Raw genomic sequence first — 18,960 nt, forward strand, 5'->3', positions numbered from 1 at the left:
GAGGAGTCACGGACCTCATGCCCGCACCGCACCTGACCCTGCCGCCCACCGACCGTGTCCTGTCCCCGCTCACGGGCTGGACCCGGGCGCACTGGGAGGCGCTCGCCGACCGTCAGCTGGACGCCCTCGTGCCCTGTGCGACGCCGGGCTTCGCGCAGTACCGCCTGCCGGGGCGTGGCAGCTGGTCGGGGGTCGTGTCGGACGGCCTGGAAGGGTACGCGCGTTCATTCCTGCTCGCCTCCTTCCGGATCGCGGGAGCGGGCGGCGCGGTCGACACCCGCCTCGTGGAACGCTACGCGCGAGGTCTGACAACGGGCACGGACCGTGACAGCGGCGAGGCGTGGCCCGAACTCACCGACTGCTCCCAGCAGATGGTGGAGGCCGCGTCGATCGCGATCGGACTGCACGAGACCCGCCCCTGGATCTGGGACAAGCTCGACACCCGGGTCCAGGAGCGGGTGGTCGACTGGTTCTCCGGATTCGTCGGCGCGAAGACATGGGACAACAACTGGCGGCTCTTCCAGGTGGTGTCGGAGCAGTTCCTCGCCTCGGTGGGCGCCCCGTACAGCCGGTCGGACATCGACGGGGGCCTGGACCGCATCGAGGACTGGTACCGCGGCGACGGCTGGTACAGCGACGGCGACGGGCGCAACTTCGACTACTACATCGGCTGGGCGATGCACCTGTACCCGCTGCTGTGGGCCCGGATGGCGGGCGACGACGACGGCGGCCGGGCCGAGGTCTACCGCGAGCGCCTCACCCGATTCCTCATGGCCTACCCGCACTTCTTCGGAGGCGACGGCGCCCCCGTCCACCAGGGCCGCTCCCTCACGTACCGCTTCGCGGCCGCCGCACCCGTGTGGATGGGGGCGCTGGCCGACTGCACCCCGCTCACCCCGGGCCTCACCCGGCGCCTCGCCTCCGGCACGGCACGGCACTTCGTGGAGCGCGGCGTCCCCGACGAGCGGGGGCTCCTGCCGCTCGGCTGGTACGGGACGTTCCTGCCCGCCACCCAGGCATACTCGGGCCCGGCCTCTCCGTACTGGGCGAGCAAGGGCTTCCTCGGCCTGCTCCTGCCCGCCGACCACCCCGTGTGGACGGAGCGCGAAAGGCCCCTCCCCGTAGAGGAATCCGACCAGTACACGGCGCTGCCGCAGCCCGGCTGGCTGCTGCACGGCACCCGGCACGACGGCATCGTCCGCCTCGTCAACCACGGCAGCGACCACAACCCGCTGGAAGGCCCCGCCCAGGACGATCCGCACTACGCCAAGTTCGGCTACTCGACGGCGACCGCCCCAGAGACCGCGCCACGCGCGTGGGAACGCGCCGTCGACGGCCACCTGGCGCTCATCGCCCCGGACGGCACGCCCACGCGCCGCCGCCGCATCCACCCGCTGACCTGCGAGGGCCGCACGGCCTCCTCCCGCCACGACGCGCAATTCCCGAATGGCGGCGGCGAGTTTCCCATCGTGTCGACGAGCGCCCTGCACGGCCCGTGGGAGATCCGCGTGCACCGGGTGCGGGCGCCCGCCGGAGCGACCGTCCGCGAGGGCGGCCACGCGGTCGCGGACGAGACGCGACCGCACGCCGAGCAAGGCCCCGGCTGGGCACTCACCCGTACGACGACGGGTCTGACCAGCGCGGTCGTCGCCCTGTACGGCTGGGACGAGGAGGCGGGCATCGCCCGCGAGGTGGCGGCCAACGCGTACGGGCCGCACTCCGCGACACCCTTCCTCACCTTTGCCGCCCATCCCGGCGGCGACAGCGTCCACGTCACCCTGATCGCCCTGTCACAGGACACGGTCCGCCCGCGGGCACTGCGGGAATCCGTCACCTGCCACGTGGACGGCGACCGCGTCCGTGTCCGCTTCCCCGACGGCACCGCACTCGACCTCTGACCCGCGCCGCTCAGATTCCGCCGTCCTCCCTCCGGTGGATCTGCTCGACCAGCTCCGCCGCCATGCGCTTGATCGTGTCGAGCCCCTCCCTGCCCCAGCGGCGCGGCTCGACGTCCACGACGCAGACCGTGCCGAGCACCGTCCCCGTACGGTCGATCAGGGGCGCGCCCAGGTAGGAGCGGACGCCGTTCTCCTCCACCACGGGGTTGCCCGCGAACCGGGGGTAGTCGCGGACGTCCTCCAGGACGAGGGCCTTGCGGCGCACCACGACGTGCGGGCAGTACCCGTGATCGCGCGCCAGGTAGCGACTCGGTTCACTGCCCGCCTTCTCCGGAGCGTGCAGGCCCGCGAAGAACTGCCGGTCCTCGTCGATGAAGTTGACCATCGAGTACGGCGCGCCGGTCAGTTCGGCGAGCCGGTCGGCGAAGAGGTCGAAGTCCGGTTCGGGACGCTGTCCGATCCCGAGCCCGCGCAGCCGCCGCACCCGCGCGGGAGCCTCCGTGTCGACGGGGGTGAGCAGCAGCCGCCCTGTCGGGTCGAGCGTCACGTGTGGGCTCCGTGGCTGGCCGCCGGGGCGTGATTGAGGAGGTGCTTGACGAGGATGAGGAGGGTCTGGATGCCGGAGCTGGAGATCCGCGCGTCGCAGCGCACGACCGGCACTTGAGGATCGAGGTCGATCGCCGACCTCACCTCCTCGGGCTCGTAGCGGTGGGCGCCGTCGAATTCGTTGATCGCCACGATGAATCCCATGCCGCGCTGTTCGAAGAAGTCCACGGCGGCGAAGCAGTCCTCCAGACGGCGGGTGTCGGCGAGGACCACCGCTCCCAGAGCTCCTTCGGAGAGTTCGTCCCACATGAACCAGAACCGCTCCTGCCCGGGCGTCCCGAAGAGGTACAGCACGTGCTCCGGGTCGAGCGTGATCCGTCCGAAGTCCATGGCGACGGTCGTCGTGGTCTTGTTCTCCACGCCCGACAGGTCGTCGGTGCCCTCGCTGACAGTGGTGAGCAGCTCCTCGGTGCTCAGCGGCGCGATCTCGCTCACCGCGCCCACGAAGGTCGTCTTGCCGACCCCGAAGCCACCGGCGACCAGGATCTTCAGCGCGGTGGGGAAGGGGTCAGAGCTGTCGTCGTAATCCATCGAGCACTGCCTCCAACAGGGACCGGTCGGTGGGGTTGTGGTACAGATCCGGGGCCTTCTGGGTGAGGGACCCGCAGTCGAGGAGATCCGAGAGGATCACTTTGGCCACGACCGCGGGCAGTCTCAGCTGCGCCGCGATCTCGGCGACGGAGGTGGGCGCTTCGCAGAGGCCGAGGGCCGCGGAGTGCTCGGGCCCCAGATGGCCGAGCGGGATGGAGCCCGTCGCCATCACCAGGGAGAGCAGGTCGAGTTGGCTGGTCGGTCTGGTCCGTCCGTTGCTGACGGTGTAGGGACGGACGAGCCGTCCGGCGGCGTCGTCGAGCCAGGGCCCGTCGTGCGGGGCCGCCATGCTCAATGCCTCATCGGCGTGGGTTCACCGGCGGGCTGCCGGGGCGCGGTGACCAGGTACGGCCGCACACTCTTGACCAGCATCGCCATCTCGTAGCCGAGGACGGCCGCGTCCGCGTCGCGCCCGGCGAGCACGGCCAGGCAGGTTCCCGACCCCGCGGTGGAGACGAACAGGAGGGTGGTGTCCAGCTCCACGACGACCTGGCGGACGTCCCCGCTGTCGCCGAAGCGGATGCCCGCGCTGCGCCCGAGCGAGTAGAGCCCCGAGGCGAGGGCCGCCATGTGGTCGGCGCTGTCCGGGTCGAGGCCGTGCACCGACTTCACGAGTCCGTCGGAGGAGAGCAGGACGGCGCTGTGGGTGTGCGGCACGCGCTGCACGAGGCCGCTCATCAGCCAGTCGAGATCGGATACATGGCCGGTCGGCGCATCGCTCGCCATGGTGGATCGACTCCTTGAGGTACGGACGTACGTAGGTCTGCCGGGGCAGAGGTGGGGTGCCGGGGTCGGGCCCGAGGTACTGGTCAGCCGCCGTGTCCTTGTCCGTCGTGCGGGGCGTCGGCCGGGCGCTCCCGCGGGATGGGGTCACGCGCGTCCTGCGCCTGCGCGAGGCCGATGCCGCGCTGGAACGCGGCCATCAGGCCGGGGTCGTGGCCGACGACCTGGTCGTTCTCGGGCCGCGGCGCCGGTGAGTCCCGCAGCTGGGGTGCGATGTGTTCCTGGGCGCGCCGCTTGGGGAGCCGGGGCCTTTCGACGCGGCCGCGCACGGCGCCGTTGCGGGGCGTCGGCGGAGCGGCGGCGTGCTCGGTGACGGCCTGCCGGTCCTCGGGCCGGATGCCGGGGGTGGCGTCGGCGGGCGTCGGCCGGTCCTGGCGGGCGCCGCGCACGGGGAGGGGGGCGGGCGGGGTGCCGTGCGCGTGGCGCGTCGGGGCCGGCACGGGGTGGGGTTCAGGGGCGGAGGCGGGGGCGGGGCGGGGCTGCGGGGCGAGCTCCGCCTGGGGGACGGCGCGCGGCCACGGCGAGGCGTCGTCACCCTCATCGTCGCGTGCACCGCCGCGCACGTCGTTGCGTACGTCGTTGTGTACGTCGCCCGGTACGTCCCCGGCGGCGCCCCGTGCCGCCTCCTCGGCCGCCGGGCGGCGCCGGGTGACCGGCTGCGCCTGCTGCTCGGCGCCCAACAGCTCCTGCGGCAGGATCAGTACGGCCTGGACGCCGCCGTAGATGTTGGTCTGCAGCCGCACCGCGACGCCGTGCCTGCGGGCGAGCGCGGAGACCACGAAGAGCCCGATGCGGCCGTCCTGCAGCAGACTCGCGACGTTGACCTGGTCGGGGTCGGTGAGCAGCCGGTTCATCTTGCTCTGTTCGGCGAGGGGCATGCCGAGGCCCCGGTCCTCGACCTCCACCGCCAGGCCGGCGGTGACGAGGTTGGCGCGCAGCAGGACCTGCGTGTGCGGCGCGGAGAACACCGTGGCGTTCTCGACGAGTTCGGCGAGCAGGTGGATGACATCGGCGACGGCGTGGCCGCGCAGGGTGCCGTCGATCGGGGGCACCAGTTTGACGCGCGAGTACTGCTCGACCTCCGCGATGGCCGAGCGCATCACCTCGGTCATGGAGACCGGGTTGCTCCACTGGCGGCGCGAGACGGCGCCGCCGAGCACGGCGAGGTTCTCGGCGTGGCGGCGGATGCGGGTCGCGAGGTGGTCGACGTGGAAGAGGCCCTTGAGCAGTTCGGGGTCCTCGACCTCGTTCTCCAGCTCGTCGAGGAGTGAGATCTCGCGGTGCACGAGCGACTGCAGGCGCCGGGCGAGATTGACGAAGACCTCGACCTTCTGTTCGCTGCCCGCGTGGCTGGAGAGCTGGGAGGCCTGTACGACGGCGCCGATGGCCACGTCGTGGGCGCGGTTCAGCTCGTCGGCGAGCTGGTCGAACTCGTCGCCGCCGGGCCGGGTCCTGGCCGGCGCCCCGGGGGCCGGGAGCGGGTCGCCGCGGCGCAGCTGTTCGACGACTGCCCGCAGTTCCTCCTGGCCGCGCGCGGTGGTGCGGCGCAGGGCGCCGACGCGGTCGCGCACGGACTTCGCGGCGCGCTCGGCGGCGACGGCGGCGAACACGATGCCCGCGAGGCCGACCAGCGCCGCGACGGTGAGGACGGCGAGCAGGGCGGGCGCCGGCCGCGTGCCGGTCGAGCGCAGGGTGAAGAGCACGGCCGCGCAGGCGCTCAGGCCCACGGCGACGGCCGGCAGCACCGCGATGCGCAGGAGCTGCGGGCGTATGTGCGTCTCGGGCAGTGCGGCGGCGGTCCGGCTGCCGGGTCTGCCGTGCCGGCCGCCCTCTCGGCGGTCTGCGCGGGCGGCCGGTGCGCGTAGGTGAGACATCTGCGTCCTCGGTACGTTGCGACGAGGGTCCAGCGGTCGGCCCGACTCCTCTTTGCGGCGTGGTTGCGGCATCGCCGTGCCGGCCGGCAGGTCGCGACGTCAGCCCTGCGTCGTGATCCCTGCGTCGCCCGACGGCCACTCACGGTAGTCGGCAACGCATCACGTGCGGTGGGCAGTTGACAAAGTCCGCGGTGCAGCGTCCCGCTCTGGTATGACACCTCGCACGGGGGTCCGATTAGAGAGGGACGAGAAGGGGGCCCGAGGACCCCGTCACGCGATGGACGCGTCTCACGTGACGGGAGCCGCCTTTCGTGGCGGGAGCCGCCTTTGGTGGCGGGAGCCGCCTTTGGTGGCGGGAGCCGCCTTTGGTGGCGGGAGTCGCCTTCCGTGGCGGGAGTCGCCTCGAGCGACAGGCGCCGTCCTACGCGACGGGCGCCGTCTCGTGTTCGCCGCTGTCCGTCTTGGGTCCTGCGATCGCGCGGACGACCAGCGTCGACGCCCCCGGCCAGCCGCCGTCCGGCTCGACCGCGACACCACGCCACCACAGCGCGCCGGGCAGGGACGCCGCGTCGGGCTCGAACGGCTCGCCGGGGCAGGGCAGCGCGACGGCCGCCTCCGCGCGCCGCGCCGCGGCGACAGTGCCCTCACCGGGCTCCGACCAGGCGTGCGGGGCGAGGTTGAACGTCCCCCAGTGGATCGGCAGCAGTACGCCGCGCGGCTCCCCGCCCTGGAGGTCCAGGTGCGCCCGCACGCCTTCCTCGGGCGTCATGTGGATGTCGGGCCAGAACTCGCTGTACGCGCCGATCTGGATCATGGTGACGTCGAACGGGCCGTGCTCGGCGCCGATGTCCCGGAAGCCTTCGAAGTAGCCGGTGTCCCCGCTGTGGTAGACGCGGTGCTCCGGGCCCGCCACCACCCAGGACGCCCACAGCGTGTGCTGCTGGTTGCGCAGTCCGCGGCCGCAGAAGTGGCGTGCGGGGGTGGCCGTGAGGGCCAGCCCCGACACCTTCGCCGTCTCGTGCCAGTCCAGCTCGCGGAGCCGGTCCGCGGGCACGCCCCACCGCTCCAGGTGGGCGCCGACGCCGAGCGGCACCGCGAAGACCGTGTCCGTGCCGGCGAGCGCCTTGATGGTGGGCATGTCCAGGTGGTCGTAGTGGTCGTGCGAGATCACCACGACGTCGACCGGGCCGAGCGCCGCCAGCGGCACCGGCACCGGGTGCAGCCGCTTGGGCCCGGCGAAGGAGAACGGCGAACACCGCTCGCCCCAGACCGGGTCGAAGAGCACCCGCCGCCCGTCGATCTCGACCAGGACGCTGGAGTGACCCATCCAGGTGACCCGCAATCCGCCGGCCGGCGGCACGGCGAGGTCGGCGAGGGTCGTGGCGTGCACCGGGACCGTGCCGGCCGGGCCGCGGCGTACGCGCTCCTCCTTGCGGAAGTAGATCTTCGCGAACTCCATGGTCGACCCGGTGGGCCGGGTCCGTGCCCCCACGGGGTTCTGGAAGGACCCCTCGGCCACGGAGAAGTTCGGCGATCTGCGGATCCGGGCCAGCCGGGCACCCGCGGGATCCGCTCCGAAGGCAGCGGACCGCAGGGAGCGCAGCCCGGGAATCAGGGACCGGGACACGGGACCTCCTGAGGGGGTGGATAGGCCCTCCCATTATGTCCACCGGCTCCGGGAGCGTCCTGCGCGGGCTCCGGTGCCGGGTTCGGACGCTCCTGCGCGGCCGGGCGCGGCCGGCCCCGCGCGACAGTCACCGAACCCGTGGACCGCCGTCAGCGGAGCTCGTACACCGCCGTCACCGAGACCTCGTCATGGATGCGTCCGGGCGCGACCGGCGCCCCCACCTTCGCGAACGCGGCCACCGGCATCGGCACCGGCCCGGTGCGCCCGCCGCTCTCGTCCAGCGAGACCAGGCGCCCAAGACGGCGGCCGCTCAGCTCGGCGTACTGCGCGGCCTTCTCCCGGACGTCCCGGTACGCCGCCTCGCGGGCCCTGGTACGCAGCGCCCCGGGGTCCGCGACGTCGAAGGCCACCCCGTGGACACGGCTCGCGTCGCCGGGAGCGTCCACGACCGCCCGCACCACGGCGCCGGTCCTGTCGATGTCGCGGATCGTGAGGGAGAACATCTGCGCGGCCCGGTGGCCGATCACGTGCGCCTCCTCGCCCCTGGACCCGTTCTGCGGCGGCGCACCGGCCTGGCCCCGGTACACAGGGGTCAGCGAGAGGTCCTCCGTCCTGACATCCCTCTCGTCGACGCCCGCCGTGCGCGCGGCGCCGAGCAGCGCCGCCGCCGCGTCGTTCTGTGCCTCGAGCGCCTTGGCCACCGTCGGCCGGGTGACCTCGACGCCCGCGGTGAGCACGGCCATGTCGGGTGCGGCGGAGGCGCTGCCCGCCCCGGTCACGGTCACTGTCGCGGGGGCGGGGGCGGAGGCTGGGACGGTTGCCGCCACGGGGGCGCCGGGCGTGGCGGCGGCAGGTGCGGCGGGCAGCCCGAGGGCGGCGAGCACCACGGCGACGGCGCTGACGGAACGTACTGAGCGCATGGGGGGTTCCTTCCGGCGGTCCGTCCCTGCGGGGACGATTCGCCGCCATCCCAGCACCGGCGGGCCCGCCCGCGCCCGCGCCACTCCCGCCCGGTCACCTCACCGGTCCAGTGCCGGGACCGGCCGCTCCGGGGCCGACTCCCCTTACGACGGCGGGCGTTCACCCGAAGACGCCGTCCAGCGTGCCGCCGCCCGGTGAGCGACTCACCGAGCGGCTCACCGGCTCAGGAGGCAGCCGCTTCGATGTGCAGCTTGAGGGTGTCGAGGTTGCGGAAGCCCTTCGCCTCCACGTGGTCCCCGGAGCTCTCGCCCCGGATGCGCCGCCCGATCCACGGCACCAGGTACTCGCGCGCCCAGTGGATGTCGTCGCGCCGCACCTCCAGCGTGCCGCGCGGCGGCATCGGGGGCCACGCCTGGTCGGGGTCGGCGGGCACGTCGAGACCCAGGACCTGTCCGGCCCGCAGCGCCACGCGCGTGTGGCCCTCGGCGGACAGGTGCAGCCGGTCGCCGTCCCAGGCACGACGGTCCTGGACGGTCTTGAGGGACCACAGGTCGAGCACCGGGCAGCCGTAGCGGTCGGCGATGGCACGCACGTGCATGTTGTACGTGGCGATCTTGCCGCGCAGATGCTTGAGCACCGCCACACCACGCGTGTCGAAGCCGGTGGTCACCATGACCGTGCCGACCGCCGACGAGAGGTCCGCGACGGCCCGCTCGAACCGCTCGGCGACCTCGTCGGGGTCGGTGCCGGGCCGGATGATGTCGTTGCCCCCGGCGCAGAAGGTCACCAGGTCGGGGGCGAGCTCCTTGGCGCGCGGCAGCTGGTCCTCGACGATCTGGTCGAGGAGTTTTCCGCGGACGGCGAGGTTGGCGTACCGGAAGGTGTGTTCGGGTACACGGTCGTCCAGCAGGACCGCGAGGCGGTCGGCCCAGCCGACGAAGGTGCCGTCGGGGCCCGGGTCGCCCACGCCTTCGGTGAAGCTGTCGCCGACCGCTGCGTAGGAGTTGAATACGCGGTTGTTGTTGGGGTGGTGGATGAAGGTTGTCGACTCTGCGCTCACGAAGCCACATCCTTCACCTCCCTAAGTGACCTACGCCACCGTAGGAGGGGTTGACGGTGGGTGAGATAAGCCACCGGTCAAGATTCACCCAACTCGGAATAAGTGCACGTTCCACCTTTCATCGCACGGCACCCCCGCTTTCGCCCCATGTCACAGCCTCTTTCGCCGCGCACGCGTCACACCCTCCGCAGCCGGAACACCGCCGCGTCCAGGTCCCCTGTGAGCCCGGTCCTCAGCCCGCGATGCAGCAGCACCGCGCCCCGGTACGTCTCCCCCGTGTCCGGGCAGACGTACGCCGCCGCCGGATCGAGCCCGCGCAGCCGCACCGGCGCCGGCTCCTCCCCGTAAGCCTGCGCCCGAAGCCAGGCCAGTACGACGGAGTCGTCGCCGCGGACGTACTGCACGGCGCTCAGCCCGTCTCCCGGTGGCCGCAGCCGGTAGAGGTCGCCGAGCTGCACCACGGGCCTGATCTCCTTGTAGAGAGCCACCCAGTCCCGCGCCTCTGCGAGCTCGCCCTCGGTCCACCGGGTGAGGTCGCCGCCGATGCCGAGCACCCCGGCCATGGCGCTCACGAACCGGAAGCACAGGGAGCTGACCCGGCCGTTCAGCTGTGTGTTGGGGCTGTCGGTGACCCAGGCGGCCATCACGCGCGCCGGGTGCAGCTGGCTGAAGCCGTGCTGGATGGCCAGCCGGTCCAGCGGATCGGTGTTGTCGGAGGTCCACACCTGGTCCGTGCGGGAGAGGATGCCGAGGTCGATCCGTCCGCCCCCGCCCGAGCAGGACTCGAAGGCCACGTCGGGGTGCGCTTGGCGGAGCCGGTCCAGCAGGTCGTACAGGGCGTGGGTGTGGCCCGACCAGAGCCCCTGGGGGTAGGCCGCGCCGGGCCGGCCGACATCGGTGAAGGGGCGGTTGAAGTCCCACTTCACGTAGTCGACGGGGGCGCTGGAGAGGAGCCCGTCGAGGCGCCGCCACAGGTGTGCGCGTACGTCCTCCCGTGTGAGGTCGAGGACGAGCTGGTTGCGGAACTCCGTGCGCGTACGGCCGTGTTGGTGCTGCACCCAGTCGGGGTGCGCGCGGTAGAGGTCGCTGTCGGGGTTGACCATCTCCGGCTCCACCCAGATGCCGAACCGCATCCCGAGGCCGTGCACCTCGTCGGCGAGCGGGCCGAGGCCGCCGGGGAAGCGGTCCGGGTTGGGCGTCCAGTCGCCGAGGCCCGCCCGGTCGCTGACGCGCTCGCCGAACCACGCGTCGTCGACGACGAAGAGCTCCACCCCGAGGGCGGCGGCCCGCCGGGCGAGCTTGCGCTGCTGTCCCTCCGAGATGTCGAAGCCGGTGGCCTCCCAGGAGTTGTAGAGGACGGGCCGGGGCGTGCCGGCGTCCGGGATGACGTGTGCGTGCTGGTAGGCGTGCCAGGCGCGGCTGGCGCCGCCGAAGCCGCCGTCGGTCCACAGGCCCGCGAAGACGGGCGTGACGACGGCCGTGCCCGGCGCGAGGAGGTGCTGACCTGAGCCGTCGTGCCCGCTGCCGCCGGTGATCTGCACGGTGCCGTCCGGCAGCCGGTGCACCGAGACGCGCCACGACCCGGACCAGGCGAGCGCGCAGCTGTAGACCTCGCCGCTCTCCTCGGTGGCCTCGCCCGCGTCGAGCGCGACCCAGGGCAGGTGGTGGTGCCCGGTGTGCCCGCGCCGGCTGCCGATGACCTGTTCGCCGTACGTCAGGTCGGCGCGCACCAGCCGTGACTCGGCGGCCCAGCGGCCGTGCAGCTGCGACAGGCGCCAGCGGTCCCGTGCGGGCAGTGTCCAGGTCGCGGGGTCCTCGCGCAGCAGCTCCACCTCGGATGTCCCGAAGCGTCCTTCGTGCACGAGGACGACCTGCCGCTCGATGACGTCTCCGCGCAGCCGGTAGACGAGCGTGATCCGCAACTGGTGAACCGGGTCGAAGAAGTGGAGCTGGAGCTCGTCCTCGTCGGCCGCCGCGTTCCGGTACCGCCACTCGGTGCCGCGCACCCCGCCGCCACGCACCGACAGGGCGGGCGGCACGAAGCGCGGCCCGCCCTCCACCGGATACTCCTCGCGCCCGTCGAGCGCCGATTCGAAGGGCCGGGCGGGCGGCAGCGGCTCGGCGGCGAGCGCCTCCGCGTCGGCGAGGGTGATCTGCGGCCCCCAGTGGAGGTGCAGCAGTTCGTCGTGTTCCGTCAGCCGCAGGGCGTAGCTGCTGCGGGGTCCCGAGAGCAGCCATGTGCGGCCGTCGGCGCCGGTCTCGATCATCAGGCCCCCGCCCGGTCCGAGGATTCCCACAGGCGCGCGCTCGCCCGCCTGCACATGGTGACAGTGAAACCCGCGGCCATACAGAGGCACTCCGATTGACACGCCGCGTCGCCCGGTGATGGCGTTGACCTGAGCGGCGTGCGGACCTGGGAGAGCAGGCCCGCGGACCTGCACAGAGCATTGGAGCAGCCCCCATGGACAGCAAGACGTTCGTCTATACGACGTACATCCGCGCCTCCCCCGAACAGCTCTGGCAGGCGCTGACCGACCCGGCGTTCACGCAGCGGTACTGGGGCGTGAGCTTCTCGACCGACTGGGCGGCGGGGTCCCCGATGGCCTGGACCGAGACGGGAGCCACGACCGAGGACCCCGAGCAGGTCGTCCTCGCCCATGAACCGCACCGCCGGCTGGCGTACACCTGGCACACCTTCAGCCCTCAGTGGGCCGAGGCGAACGGCATCGACGAGGAGCTGCGGGCGCGGCTCGCGAGTGAGCGCCGCTCCCAGGTCACCTTCGATCTCGAACCCCAGGGCGACCGGGACGACCGGGGCGACCGGGGCGACCAGGTGAAGCTGACCGTGACGCACGAGTTCGACCCGGCCGGCACGCTGCACTCCATGTGCAGCCAGGGCTGGCCGCCCATCCTCTCCAGCCTCAAGACCCTCCTGGAGACCGGCGAACCCCTCGGCTAGCCGCCCGCCAGCAGGACCGCGGGGAGGAACCGGCGCTGCAACTCCCCCGGCCGCAGTTCGCCGGGTTCGACGAGGGTCTGCATCAGCGCGCCCTCGTGGAGGGCGATGACGCAGCGCGCGAGCATGTCGAGGTCGGCCGGCCCCTCGCGTCCGACGCGCTCGAAGAAGACGGCCAGGAGTTCCGATAGGCGGTCCCGCAGCCGGCGGTCGTGCTCGGCGAGCCGTCGGGCGGTCGCCGGGTGCCGGATCGCGTGGACGGTGAACTCCGTGGACGCGAGGAACCACGAGCGTTCCTCGTCGCCGTGCCCCTTCCATGCCCCCACCAGCGCGTCCAGCACCTCGTCGATCGTGGCCGCACCCGAGACCGCCGCGTCGAGCCGTGCCACCTCGCGGTCGGCGTGCTCGTCGAACAGCGCGAAGAAGAGGGCCTCCTTGTCCTCGAAGTTCGAGTAGAACGCTCCTCGCGACAGGCCGGCCCGGGTGCAGATCTCCTCGATCGACGCGCCGTGGAAGCCGTGCTCCGCGAACACGTCCAGCGCTGCCGCCTGCAGCTTCGCCACGCTTCGCGCCCGCGTCCGCGCACCCTTCGCCATGGGCGTCCTCCCCGAACCGTTGACAGCCTCCGTGGCGCGTGCAACGTTACCGGCCAGCCATAAATGAACGGCCCGTATTTTTTGAGGAGGCTTCATGACCGCACTCACCGCCGACGAGCGTGCCGCCGTCGGAACCGCAGAACAGATCGCCGCCCTGGACCTGCGCCCGGAAAACCTCTCCGTCGAGGACGAGCGGCAGCTGCGCAAGCAGGAGCTCGCCGCCGCGTTCCGCCTCTTCGGCAAGCTCGGCTTCGGCGAGGGCGTCGCCGGCCACATCACCGCACGCGACCCCGGCGCCCCGGACCACTTCTGGGTCAACCCGTTCGGCATGAGCTTCCGCCACATCCGGACGTCCGACCTGCTCCTGGTCGACAGCGCGGGCAAGGTCGTGGAGGGCGGGCGCCCGGTGAACCGCGCGGCGTTCTGCATCCACTCCGAGGTCCACCGGGCCCGCCCTGATGTCGTGGCCGCCGCCCATGCCCACTCGACGTACGGCAAGGCCTTCTCCAGCCTCGGCGTCCCGCTCGACCCGCTGACCCAGGACGCCTGCGCCTTCTACGAGGACCAGGGCCTGTACTCGGACTACCGGGGCGTCGTCAACGACGCCGAGGAGGGCCGGCGCATCGGGCGGGCACTCGGCGGGCACAAGGCCGTCATCCTCCAGAACCACGGGAACCTCACCGTGGGCCGGACCGTCCCCGAGGCGGCCTGGTGGTTCATCACGATGGAGCGGTCCTGCCAGGCACAGCTGCTCGCGATGGCCGCGGGCACGCCCGAGCACATCGACCACGACACCGCGCTCATGGTCCGGGAACAGATCGGGACCCCTCTCTCCGGGTGGTTCCAGCTGCGCCCCCTGTGGGACCAGATCGTCCGCGAAGAGCCCGACCTCTTCGAGTGACCGAGCCCCCGAGAACGGGTAATTGCCCCAGGAACCCATGTCGTATCGTCAAAGGCGCACCTGCCCCGGCGAGCCGCGCCGGCCGAAGAGCCTGAGGAGAGCCCGTGACGCAGCAAGTCCCGCCGACGAAGCTGTCAGAGCTGTCAGAGCCCGAGCTTTCCGGAGTGCGCAACTTCCGTGACGTGGGCGGGCTGCCGACGGTGGACGGCCGCCGCGTCCGCCCCGGCAGGCTCTTCCGCAGTGGTCACCTGGCGCACGCCACCGCGGCCGACGTCGAGTTCCTCTCCTCGCTCGGCCTGCACACGATCTTCGACTTCCGCAACGCCGCGGACCAGCGCCTCGAAGGCCCGGACGTCGCGCTGCCGGGCGTGCGGAACATGAACCTGCCGCTGACCGACCCGGCCGACGGCGCCGAGTTCTGGATGATGGTGCGCGACGGCGACCTGGACCAGCTGCGCTCGATCCTCTCCGGCGGCAGGGCCGCGGACCGGATGTCGGCCGCGTACCGCACGATCATCAAGGAGCGCACCGCCGAGCACAGCAAGGTGCTGCACGCGCTCGCCGAGGACAGCGTGCCCGCGCTGATGCACTGCGCGGCCGGCAAGGACCGCGCGGGCCTGTCCATAGCCGTCACGCTCCTCGCCGTCGGCGTGGAGCGTGACGCCATCGAGGCGGACTACCTCGAGTCGAGCGTGAAGCACCGCCGCTACAAGGTGCACCGCTCGGACAGCTCCCCGAACGCGATGTCGCCCGAGGTCATGGAGCTTCTCGACCCGCTCTTCGACGCCCGCGCCGAGTACCTCGCGGCGGCCTACGACACGATCGAGCAGACCTGGGGCGACGTGGACACGTACCTCTCCGTGGGCCTCGAGGTGAGCGACGAGACCCGTGAGCGTCTCCGGGAGCGCCTGCTCGACTGAGCGGCACCCGGTCCGACGCCCGCACCCGGCTCCCCTACTGGTTCTTCGCGCCCAGCTCGAACAGCAGATAGATGAAGGCCGCGAAGATGTGGCCCACCGCCACGTAGATGATCAGGCGGACCCAGAGCGCCCGGGGGAACTTCTCCTCCATGCGCATCACCTTGCGGGCGGGCTGTTCCTGCGGGGCGGGGGCCTGCTGTTCCGGTTCCGTCATGTCGGGTCTCCCTGAGTGGGGCCACCGAGGCACAGCGCGGTGGCGGGGCTCTGCAGCAACGTGTGGACGAAGAGGAGATCGGCGCCGCCGCGGTCGGCGGCGCCGATCCGGTGCGGGGTCAGCGAGTCGAAGTGCGCGCTGTCCCCCGGCGCGAGGGTGTGCGCGGCGTCACCGAGGTGCAGCCGCAGCCGTCCCTTCAGGACGTACAGCCACTCCTCGCCGGGGTGGACGCGCACGATGTCGCCCTGCGCGCCATGTGGCACGTGTACGCGCAGCGCCTGCATGCCACGGCCGGAGGCGCCCGCCTGCCAGTAGGTCCAGCCGCCCGCCCGGGTCGGCTCCATGTCCGGGGCGCGGACGATCGCGTCCCGGTCGGCGACCGTCTCGCCGAGCAGCTCCGAGACCGTCGTACCGTAGACGCGTGCGAGGGTGAGGAGCATCGGCAGCGACGGCTGGCGCTGCCCGGTCTCCAGGCGGGACAGATGGGCGGGCGAGAGCCCGGCGGTGCGGGCGGCGGCCTCCAGGGTGAGGGAGGCGCGGCGGCGCAGTTCGCGCAGCTGGGGCGCCACGGCGGGCAGTGCTTCGGCCGTCTCGGGTGGCTCGGCGGCCGTCGCGGGCTCCACGGGCTCGGCAGGGCTCATGTCCCTGATTCAGCCAGAGCCTTGCCTCCCGGGCAACTTTCTTGCCCGAGAGGCAAAAGCCGGGTGGGCGGAGGGCCTCAGCGGTTCACGACCGCCTGCTTCATCAGCGTCCTGCCGAAGTCCCACATCAGCCCACCGCCGCTGTGCGCGTCGTCCATCACGGCGGTGAAGGCCGTCACGAACCGGTCCACCTCCCGCTCCCCCACGGTCAGCGGCGGAATCAGCTTGATGACCTCCAGGTGGTCCCCGGAGACCTGGGTGAGGATGCGGTGCTTCTGGAGCAGCGGCACGACGACCATCTGCGCGAAGAGCCCCTTGCGGGCGGCCTGCAGCATCGTCCAGCGCCCGCGCAGCTTGAGCGACGTGGGCCGCCCGAACTCGATGCCGACCATCAGCCCGCGGCCGCGCACCTCGCTCAGCAGCTCGTAACGGTCGACGAGGGCCGCGAGCCGCGACCTGAGCAGCTCCCCCGTGACCCGGGCGTTCTCGACGACCTTCTCGTCCTCCATCACCGCCAGGACGGCAAGGCCCGCCGCCATGGCCTGCGCGTTCGAACCGAAGCTCGCCGAGTGCACGAGCACCCGGTCCATCGACGAGTAGACCTTCTTGAAGATCCAGTCCTTGCCGAGCGTCGCGCCGACCGGCACATAGCCGCCCGACAGCGCCTTGGCGACACAGACCAGGTCGGGCTCGACGCCCTCCTCGTGCTGGTACGCGTAGAACTCGCCGGTCCTGCCGAGGCCGGTCTGCACCTCGTCGGCGATCAGCAGCGCCTTGTGCCGGTGCAGCAGCTCCTGGGCGGCGCGCAGATATCCGGGCGGGCTCTCGTGCACGCCCTTGCCCTGGATGGGCTCGACGATCAGCGCGGCGACGTCGCCCTTCCGCAACTCCCGCCGCAGCGCGTCCAGATCACCCAGCGGGACCGCGGTGTCGGGCAGCAGCGGCGCGAAGCCGTCCCGGAACCCGTCCTCGCCGTTGACCGACAGCGAGCCGGTGGTCAGCCCGTGGAAGGCGTGCGCGCAGTAGAGCACGCGCGGCTTCCCTGTCGCGTAGCGGGCGAACTTCAGCGCCGTCTCGACGGCCTCCGTGCCGCTGTTGCCGAAGAAGACCCGGTCCAGGTGCGGGCTGTGCGTGAGCAGCCGCTCGGCGAGCAGGCCGGGCAGCGGCTGGCAGTCGAACCGGGTGAGGTCGGCGAGGGAGGCGTCGAGGACGTCGTGCAGCGCCTTGCGGACGACGGGGTGGTGCCTGCCGAGGCCCATCACACCGAAGCCGGCGAGCATGTCGAGGTAGTCGTTGCCTTCCGCGTCCCAGAAGTACGCGCCCTCGGCCCGCTCGTACACCTTGTCGAAGCCGATGGTGTGCAGCATGCGCGGCAGTTGGTGGTTGAGGTGCCGGGCGTGCAGCTCGTACCGCTCCGCGCCTCGCTCGGCGAGGAGCCTGCCGAGGTCGAACTCCTTGGTCATACGCTCTGCTCCTTGCCTGAACCCTGCCGGCCCGCGCCCTCCTTGGCCGCGAGCGTGGCGCTGATCCTGCCCGCGATCTCGACCGGGGTGAGCCCGAGGTCGGCGAGGACCTCGCCCCGCTTGGCGTGCGCGAGGAACTGCTCGGGAATCCCGAACCTCCTTACGGGGACGTCCACTTCGGCGTCGCCGAGCGCGAGCGCGACCGCGGCGCCGACCCCCGCGGAGCGGCTGTTGTCCTCGACGACGGCGACGACGCGGTGCCCCGCCGCGAGTCCGGGCAGCTCCGGGTCGACCGGCTTGACCCAGCGCGGGTCGACGACGGTGCAGCGCAGACCGCGGTTCCGCAGCAGCTCGGCGGCCTGCAGACAGACCGCCGCCATCACGCCGACGGCGACGAACAGCACGTCCGGGTCCGGGTCCTGGAGCAGTACGTCCATGCCGCCGAGCCGGTCCACGGCGGGGATCGCGGGCCCCACCGCCTCCTTGGGGAACCGGAGCAGGGTCGGCGCGTCGTCCACGGCGACCGCCTCCCGCAGCTGGGCCCTCAGTTGGTCGGCGTCGCGCGGCGCGGCGATCCGCAGTCCGGGCACGACCTGGAGGATCGACATGTCCCACATGCCGTTGTGCGAGGCGCCGTCGACGCCCGTGACCCCGGCGCGGTCGAGCACGAAGGTGACCCCGCACCGGTGCAGCGCCACGTCCATCAGGAGCTGGTCGAAGGCGCGGTTGAGGAAGGTGGCGTACACCGCGACGACCGGGTGCAGGCCACCCGTGGCGAGGCCGGCGGCCGACACCGCGGCGTGCTGCTCGGCGATGCCGACGTCCCACACCCGGTCGGGGTGGGCCTCGGCGAACTTCGTCAGGCCGACCGGGCCAAGCATGGCCGCGGTGATGGCGACGACGTCGTCCCGCTCGGCGCCGATGCGGGCGATCTCGTCACCGAACACGGAGGTCCAGGAGGGGCCGTTGGACGGTGCGAGCGGCTCGCAGGTGAGCGGGTCCATGACGCCGACCGTGTGGAAGCGGTCCGCCTCGTCGGCGAGGGCGGGCTCGTAGCCGCGGCCCTTCTCCGTCAGGCAGTGGACGAGCACGGGGCCGTGGAAGCGTTTCGCACGGCGCAGCGCCGACTCGACGGCGCCGATGTCGTGTCCGTCGATCGGTCCGACGTACTTGAGCCCGAGGTCCTCGAACATCCCCTGCGGCGCGAAGGCGTCCTTGAAGCCCTTCTTGGCGCCGTGCAGCGACTCGTACAGAGGCTGCCCTACGACGGGGGTGTGCTGAAGTATGTCCTTCCCCCAGGCGAGGAACCGTTCGTAGCCGTCCGTCGTGCGGAGGGTGGCGAGGTGGTTGGCGAGGCCGCCGATGGTCGGGGCGTACGAGCGCTCGTTGTCGTTCACGACGATGATCAGCGGTCTGTTCTTCGCGGCCGCGATGTTGTTCAGCGCCTCCCAGGCCATGCCGCCGGTGAGCGCCCCGTCCCCGATGACGGCGACCACGTGGCCCCGCTCGCCGAGGACCTCGCGCGCCTTGGCGAGGCCGTCCGCCCAGCCGAGCGCGGTCGAGGCGTGGCTGTTCTCGACGATGTCGTGCTCGGACTCCTCGCGCGAGGGGTACCCCGAGAGGCCGCCCTTGCCGCGCAGCTTGGAGAAGTCCTGCCGCCCGGTGAGCAGCTTGTGCACATAGCTCTGGTGGCCGGTGTCCCACACGAGGCGGTCGACCGGCGACTCGAAGACGCGGTGGAGGGCGACGGAGAGTTCCACCACCCCCAGATTGGGCCCGAGATGGCCCCCCGTCCTGGCGACCGCGTGCACCAGGAACTCCCTGATCTCCCCTGCCAGTTCGTCGAGCTCGGCCCCTGAAAGCCTCTTCAGATCCCGCGGCCCCCGAATCGTCTCGAGAATGGTCATGT

18 protein-coding genes are annotated in these 18,960 nt (G+C 72.2%); 4 read left to right on the forward strand and 14 right to left on the reverse strand.

What is annotated here, in order from left to right; all coding sequences use genetic code 11:
• The first annotated feature begins 17 nt into the window (after positions 1-17).
• Entirely contained in the window at positions 18-1,898 is a 1,881-nt protein-coding gene (locus AB0N81_RS13620) for a DUF2264 domain-containing protein (RefSeq protein WP_365357974.1), read from the forward strand.
• A 10-nt stretch (positions 1,899-1,908) separates the two neighbouring features.
• On the opposite strand, the gene AB0N81_RS13625 is transcribed toward AB0N81_RS13620, so the two are convergent.
• From AB0N81_RS13625 to AB0N81_RS13665, 9 genes are all read right to left on the reverse strand, one after another.
• Entirely contained in the window at positions 1,909-2,445 is a 537-nt protein-coding gene (locus AB0N81_RS13625; RefSeq protein ID WP_365357976.1) for a GAF domain-containing protein, read from the reverse strand.
• Positions 2,442-3,035, reverse strand: a complete 594-nt coding sequence (locus AB0N81_RS13630) for an ATP/GTP-binding protein (protein ID WP_365357977.1) — start codon at positions 3,033-3,035, stop codon at positions 2,442-2,444. Before AB0N81_RS13630 ends, AB0N81_RS13625 begins: the two co-directional genes overlap by 4 nt.
• Positions 3,013-3,384 (reverse strand): DUF742 domain-containing protein, encoded by a 372-nt coding sequence (locus tag AB0N81_RS13635; RefSeq protein ID WP_365357978.1) that lies wholly within the window; start codon positions 3,382-3,384, stop codon positions 3,013-3,015. The genes AB0N81_RS13630 and AB0N81_RS13635 overlap by 23 nt, the downstream gene beginning before the upstream one ends.
• A gap of 2 nt (positions 3,385-3,386) precedes the next feature.
• Positions 3,387-3,821 (reverse strand): roadblock/LC7 domain-containing protein, encoded by a 435-nt coding sequence (locus tag AB0N81_RS13640; protein WP_365357979.1) that lies wholly within the window; start codon positions 3,819-3,821, stop codon positions 3,387-3,389.
• 83 nt (positions 3,822-3,904) lie between these two features.
• Positions 3,905-5,752, reverse strand: a complete 1,848-nt coding sequence (locus AB0N81_RS13645; protein ID WP_365357980.1) for an ATP-binding protein — start codon at positions 5,750-5,752, stop codon at positions 3,905-3,907.
• A 421-nt stretch (positions 5,753-6,173) separates the two neighbouring features.
• Positions 6,174-7,379, reverse strand: coding sequence for an MBL fold metallo-hydrolase (locus tag AB0N81_RS13650; protein WP_365357981.1), 1,206 nt, complete (start codon positions 7,377-7,379; stop codon positions 6,174-6,176).
• Between the two features lie 149 nt (positions 7,380-7,528).
• On the reverse strand, positions 7,529-8,299 hold the full coding sequence (locus AB0N81_RS13655) for an SIMPL domain-containing protein (RefSeq protein ID WP_365357982.1): 771 nt from the start codon (positions 8,297-8,299) through the stop codon (positions 7,529-7,531).
• 224 nt (positions 8,300-8,523) lie between these two features.
• Positions 8,524-9,360, reverse strand: a complete 837-nt coding sequence (locus AB0N81_RS13660) for an SGNH/GDSL hydrolase family protein (protein WP_365357983.1) — start codon at positions 9,358-9,360, stop codon at positions 8,524-8,526.
• Positions 9,361-9,536: 176 nt separating this feature from the next.
• Positions 9,537-11,627 carry an alpha-galactosidase gene (locus AB0N81_RS13665; RefSeq protein ID WP_365357984.1) on the reverse strand — a complete coding sequence of 697 codons (2,091 nt, stop codon included), beginning with the start codon at positions 11,625-11,627 and terminating at the stop codon, positions 9,537-9,539.
• A 194-nt stretch (positions 11,628-11,821) separates the two neighbouring features.
• Between AB0N81_RS13665 and AB0N81_RS13670 the strand changes: the two genes are divergently transcribed.
• Entirely contained in the window at positions 11,822-12,319 is a 498-nt protein-coding gene (locus tag AB0N81_RS13670) for an SRPBCC family protein (protein ID WP_365357985.1), read from the forward strand.
• Here the strand turns inward: AB0N81_RS13670 and AB0N81_RS13675 are convergent.
• A complete protein-coding gene (locus AB0N81_RS13675) occupies positions 12,316-12,879 on the reverse strand; it encodes a TetR/AcrR family transcriptional regulator (protein WP_365357986.1) in 564 nt (187 codons plus the stop codon). The genes AB0N81_RS13670 and AB0N81_RS13675 overlap by 4 nt on opposite strands.
• Positions 12,880-13,006: 127 nt before the next feature.
• On the opposite strand from AB0N81_RS13675, the gene AB0N81_RS13680 reads away from it, so the two are divergent.
• Entirely contained in the window at positions 13,007-13,813 is an 807-nt protein-coding gene (locus AB0N81_RS13680) for a class II aldolase/adducin family protein (RefSeq protein WP_365357987.1), read from the forward strand.
• A 104-nt stretch (positions 13,814-13,917) separates the two neighbouring features.
• A complete protein-coding gene (locus AB0N81_RS13685; RefSeq protein WP_365357988.1) occupies positions 13,918-14,733 on the forward strand; it encodes a tyrosine-protein phosphatase in 816 nt (271 codons plus the stop codon).
• Between the two features lie 34 nt (positions 14,734-14,767).
• Here the strand turns inward: AB0N81_RS13685 and AB0N81_RS13690 are convergent, their stop codons facing one another.
• The 4 genes from AB0N81_RS13690 to dxs form a co-directional block, all read right to left on the reverse strand.
• On the reverse strand, positions 14,768-14,884 hold the full coding sequence (locus AB0N81_RS13690) for a DUF6126 family protein (RefSeq protein ID WP_361169991.1): 117 nt from the start codon (positions 14,882-14,884) through the stop codon (positions 14,768-14,770).
• 59 nt (positions 14,885-14,943) lie between these two features.
• On the reverse strand, positions 14,944-15,588 hold the full coding sequence (locus tag AB0N81_RS13695; protein ID WP_365357989.1) for an XRE family transcriptional regulator: 645 nt from the start codon (positions 15,586-15,588) through the stop codon (positions 14,944-14,946).
• A gap of 77 nt (positions 15,589-15,665) precedes the next feature.
• Complete coding sequence (locus tag AB0N81_RS13700; RefSeq protein ID WP_365357990.1) at positions 15,666-17,051, reverse strand: aspartate aminotransferase family protein; 1,386 nt, start codon at positions 17,049-17,051, stop codon at positions 15,666-15,668.
• The gene (gene dxs / locus AB0N81_RS13705) at positions 17,048-18,958 is read right to left on the reverse strand and encodes a 1-deoxy-D-xylulose-5-phosphate synthase (RefSeq protein WP_365357991.1); all 1,911 of its coding nucleotides are present in this window, start codon (positions 18,956-18,958) and stop codon (positions 17,048-17,050) included. The genes AB0N81_RS13700 and dxs overlap by 4 nt, the downstream gene beginning before the upstream one ends.
• Positions 18,959-18,960: the final 2 nt, after the last annotated feature.

Source organism: Streptomyces sp. NPDC093510 (assembly GCF_040683555.1).
In the GTDB taxonomy this organism is placed as follows: Bacteria; Actinomycetota; Actinomycetes; order Streptomycetales; family Streptomycetaceae; genus Streptomyces.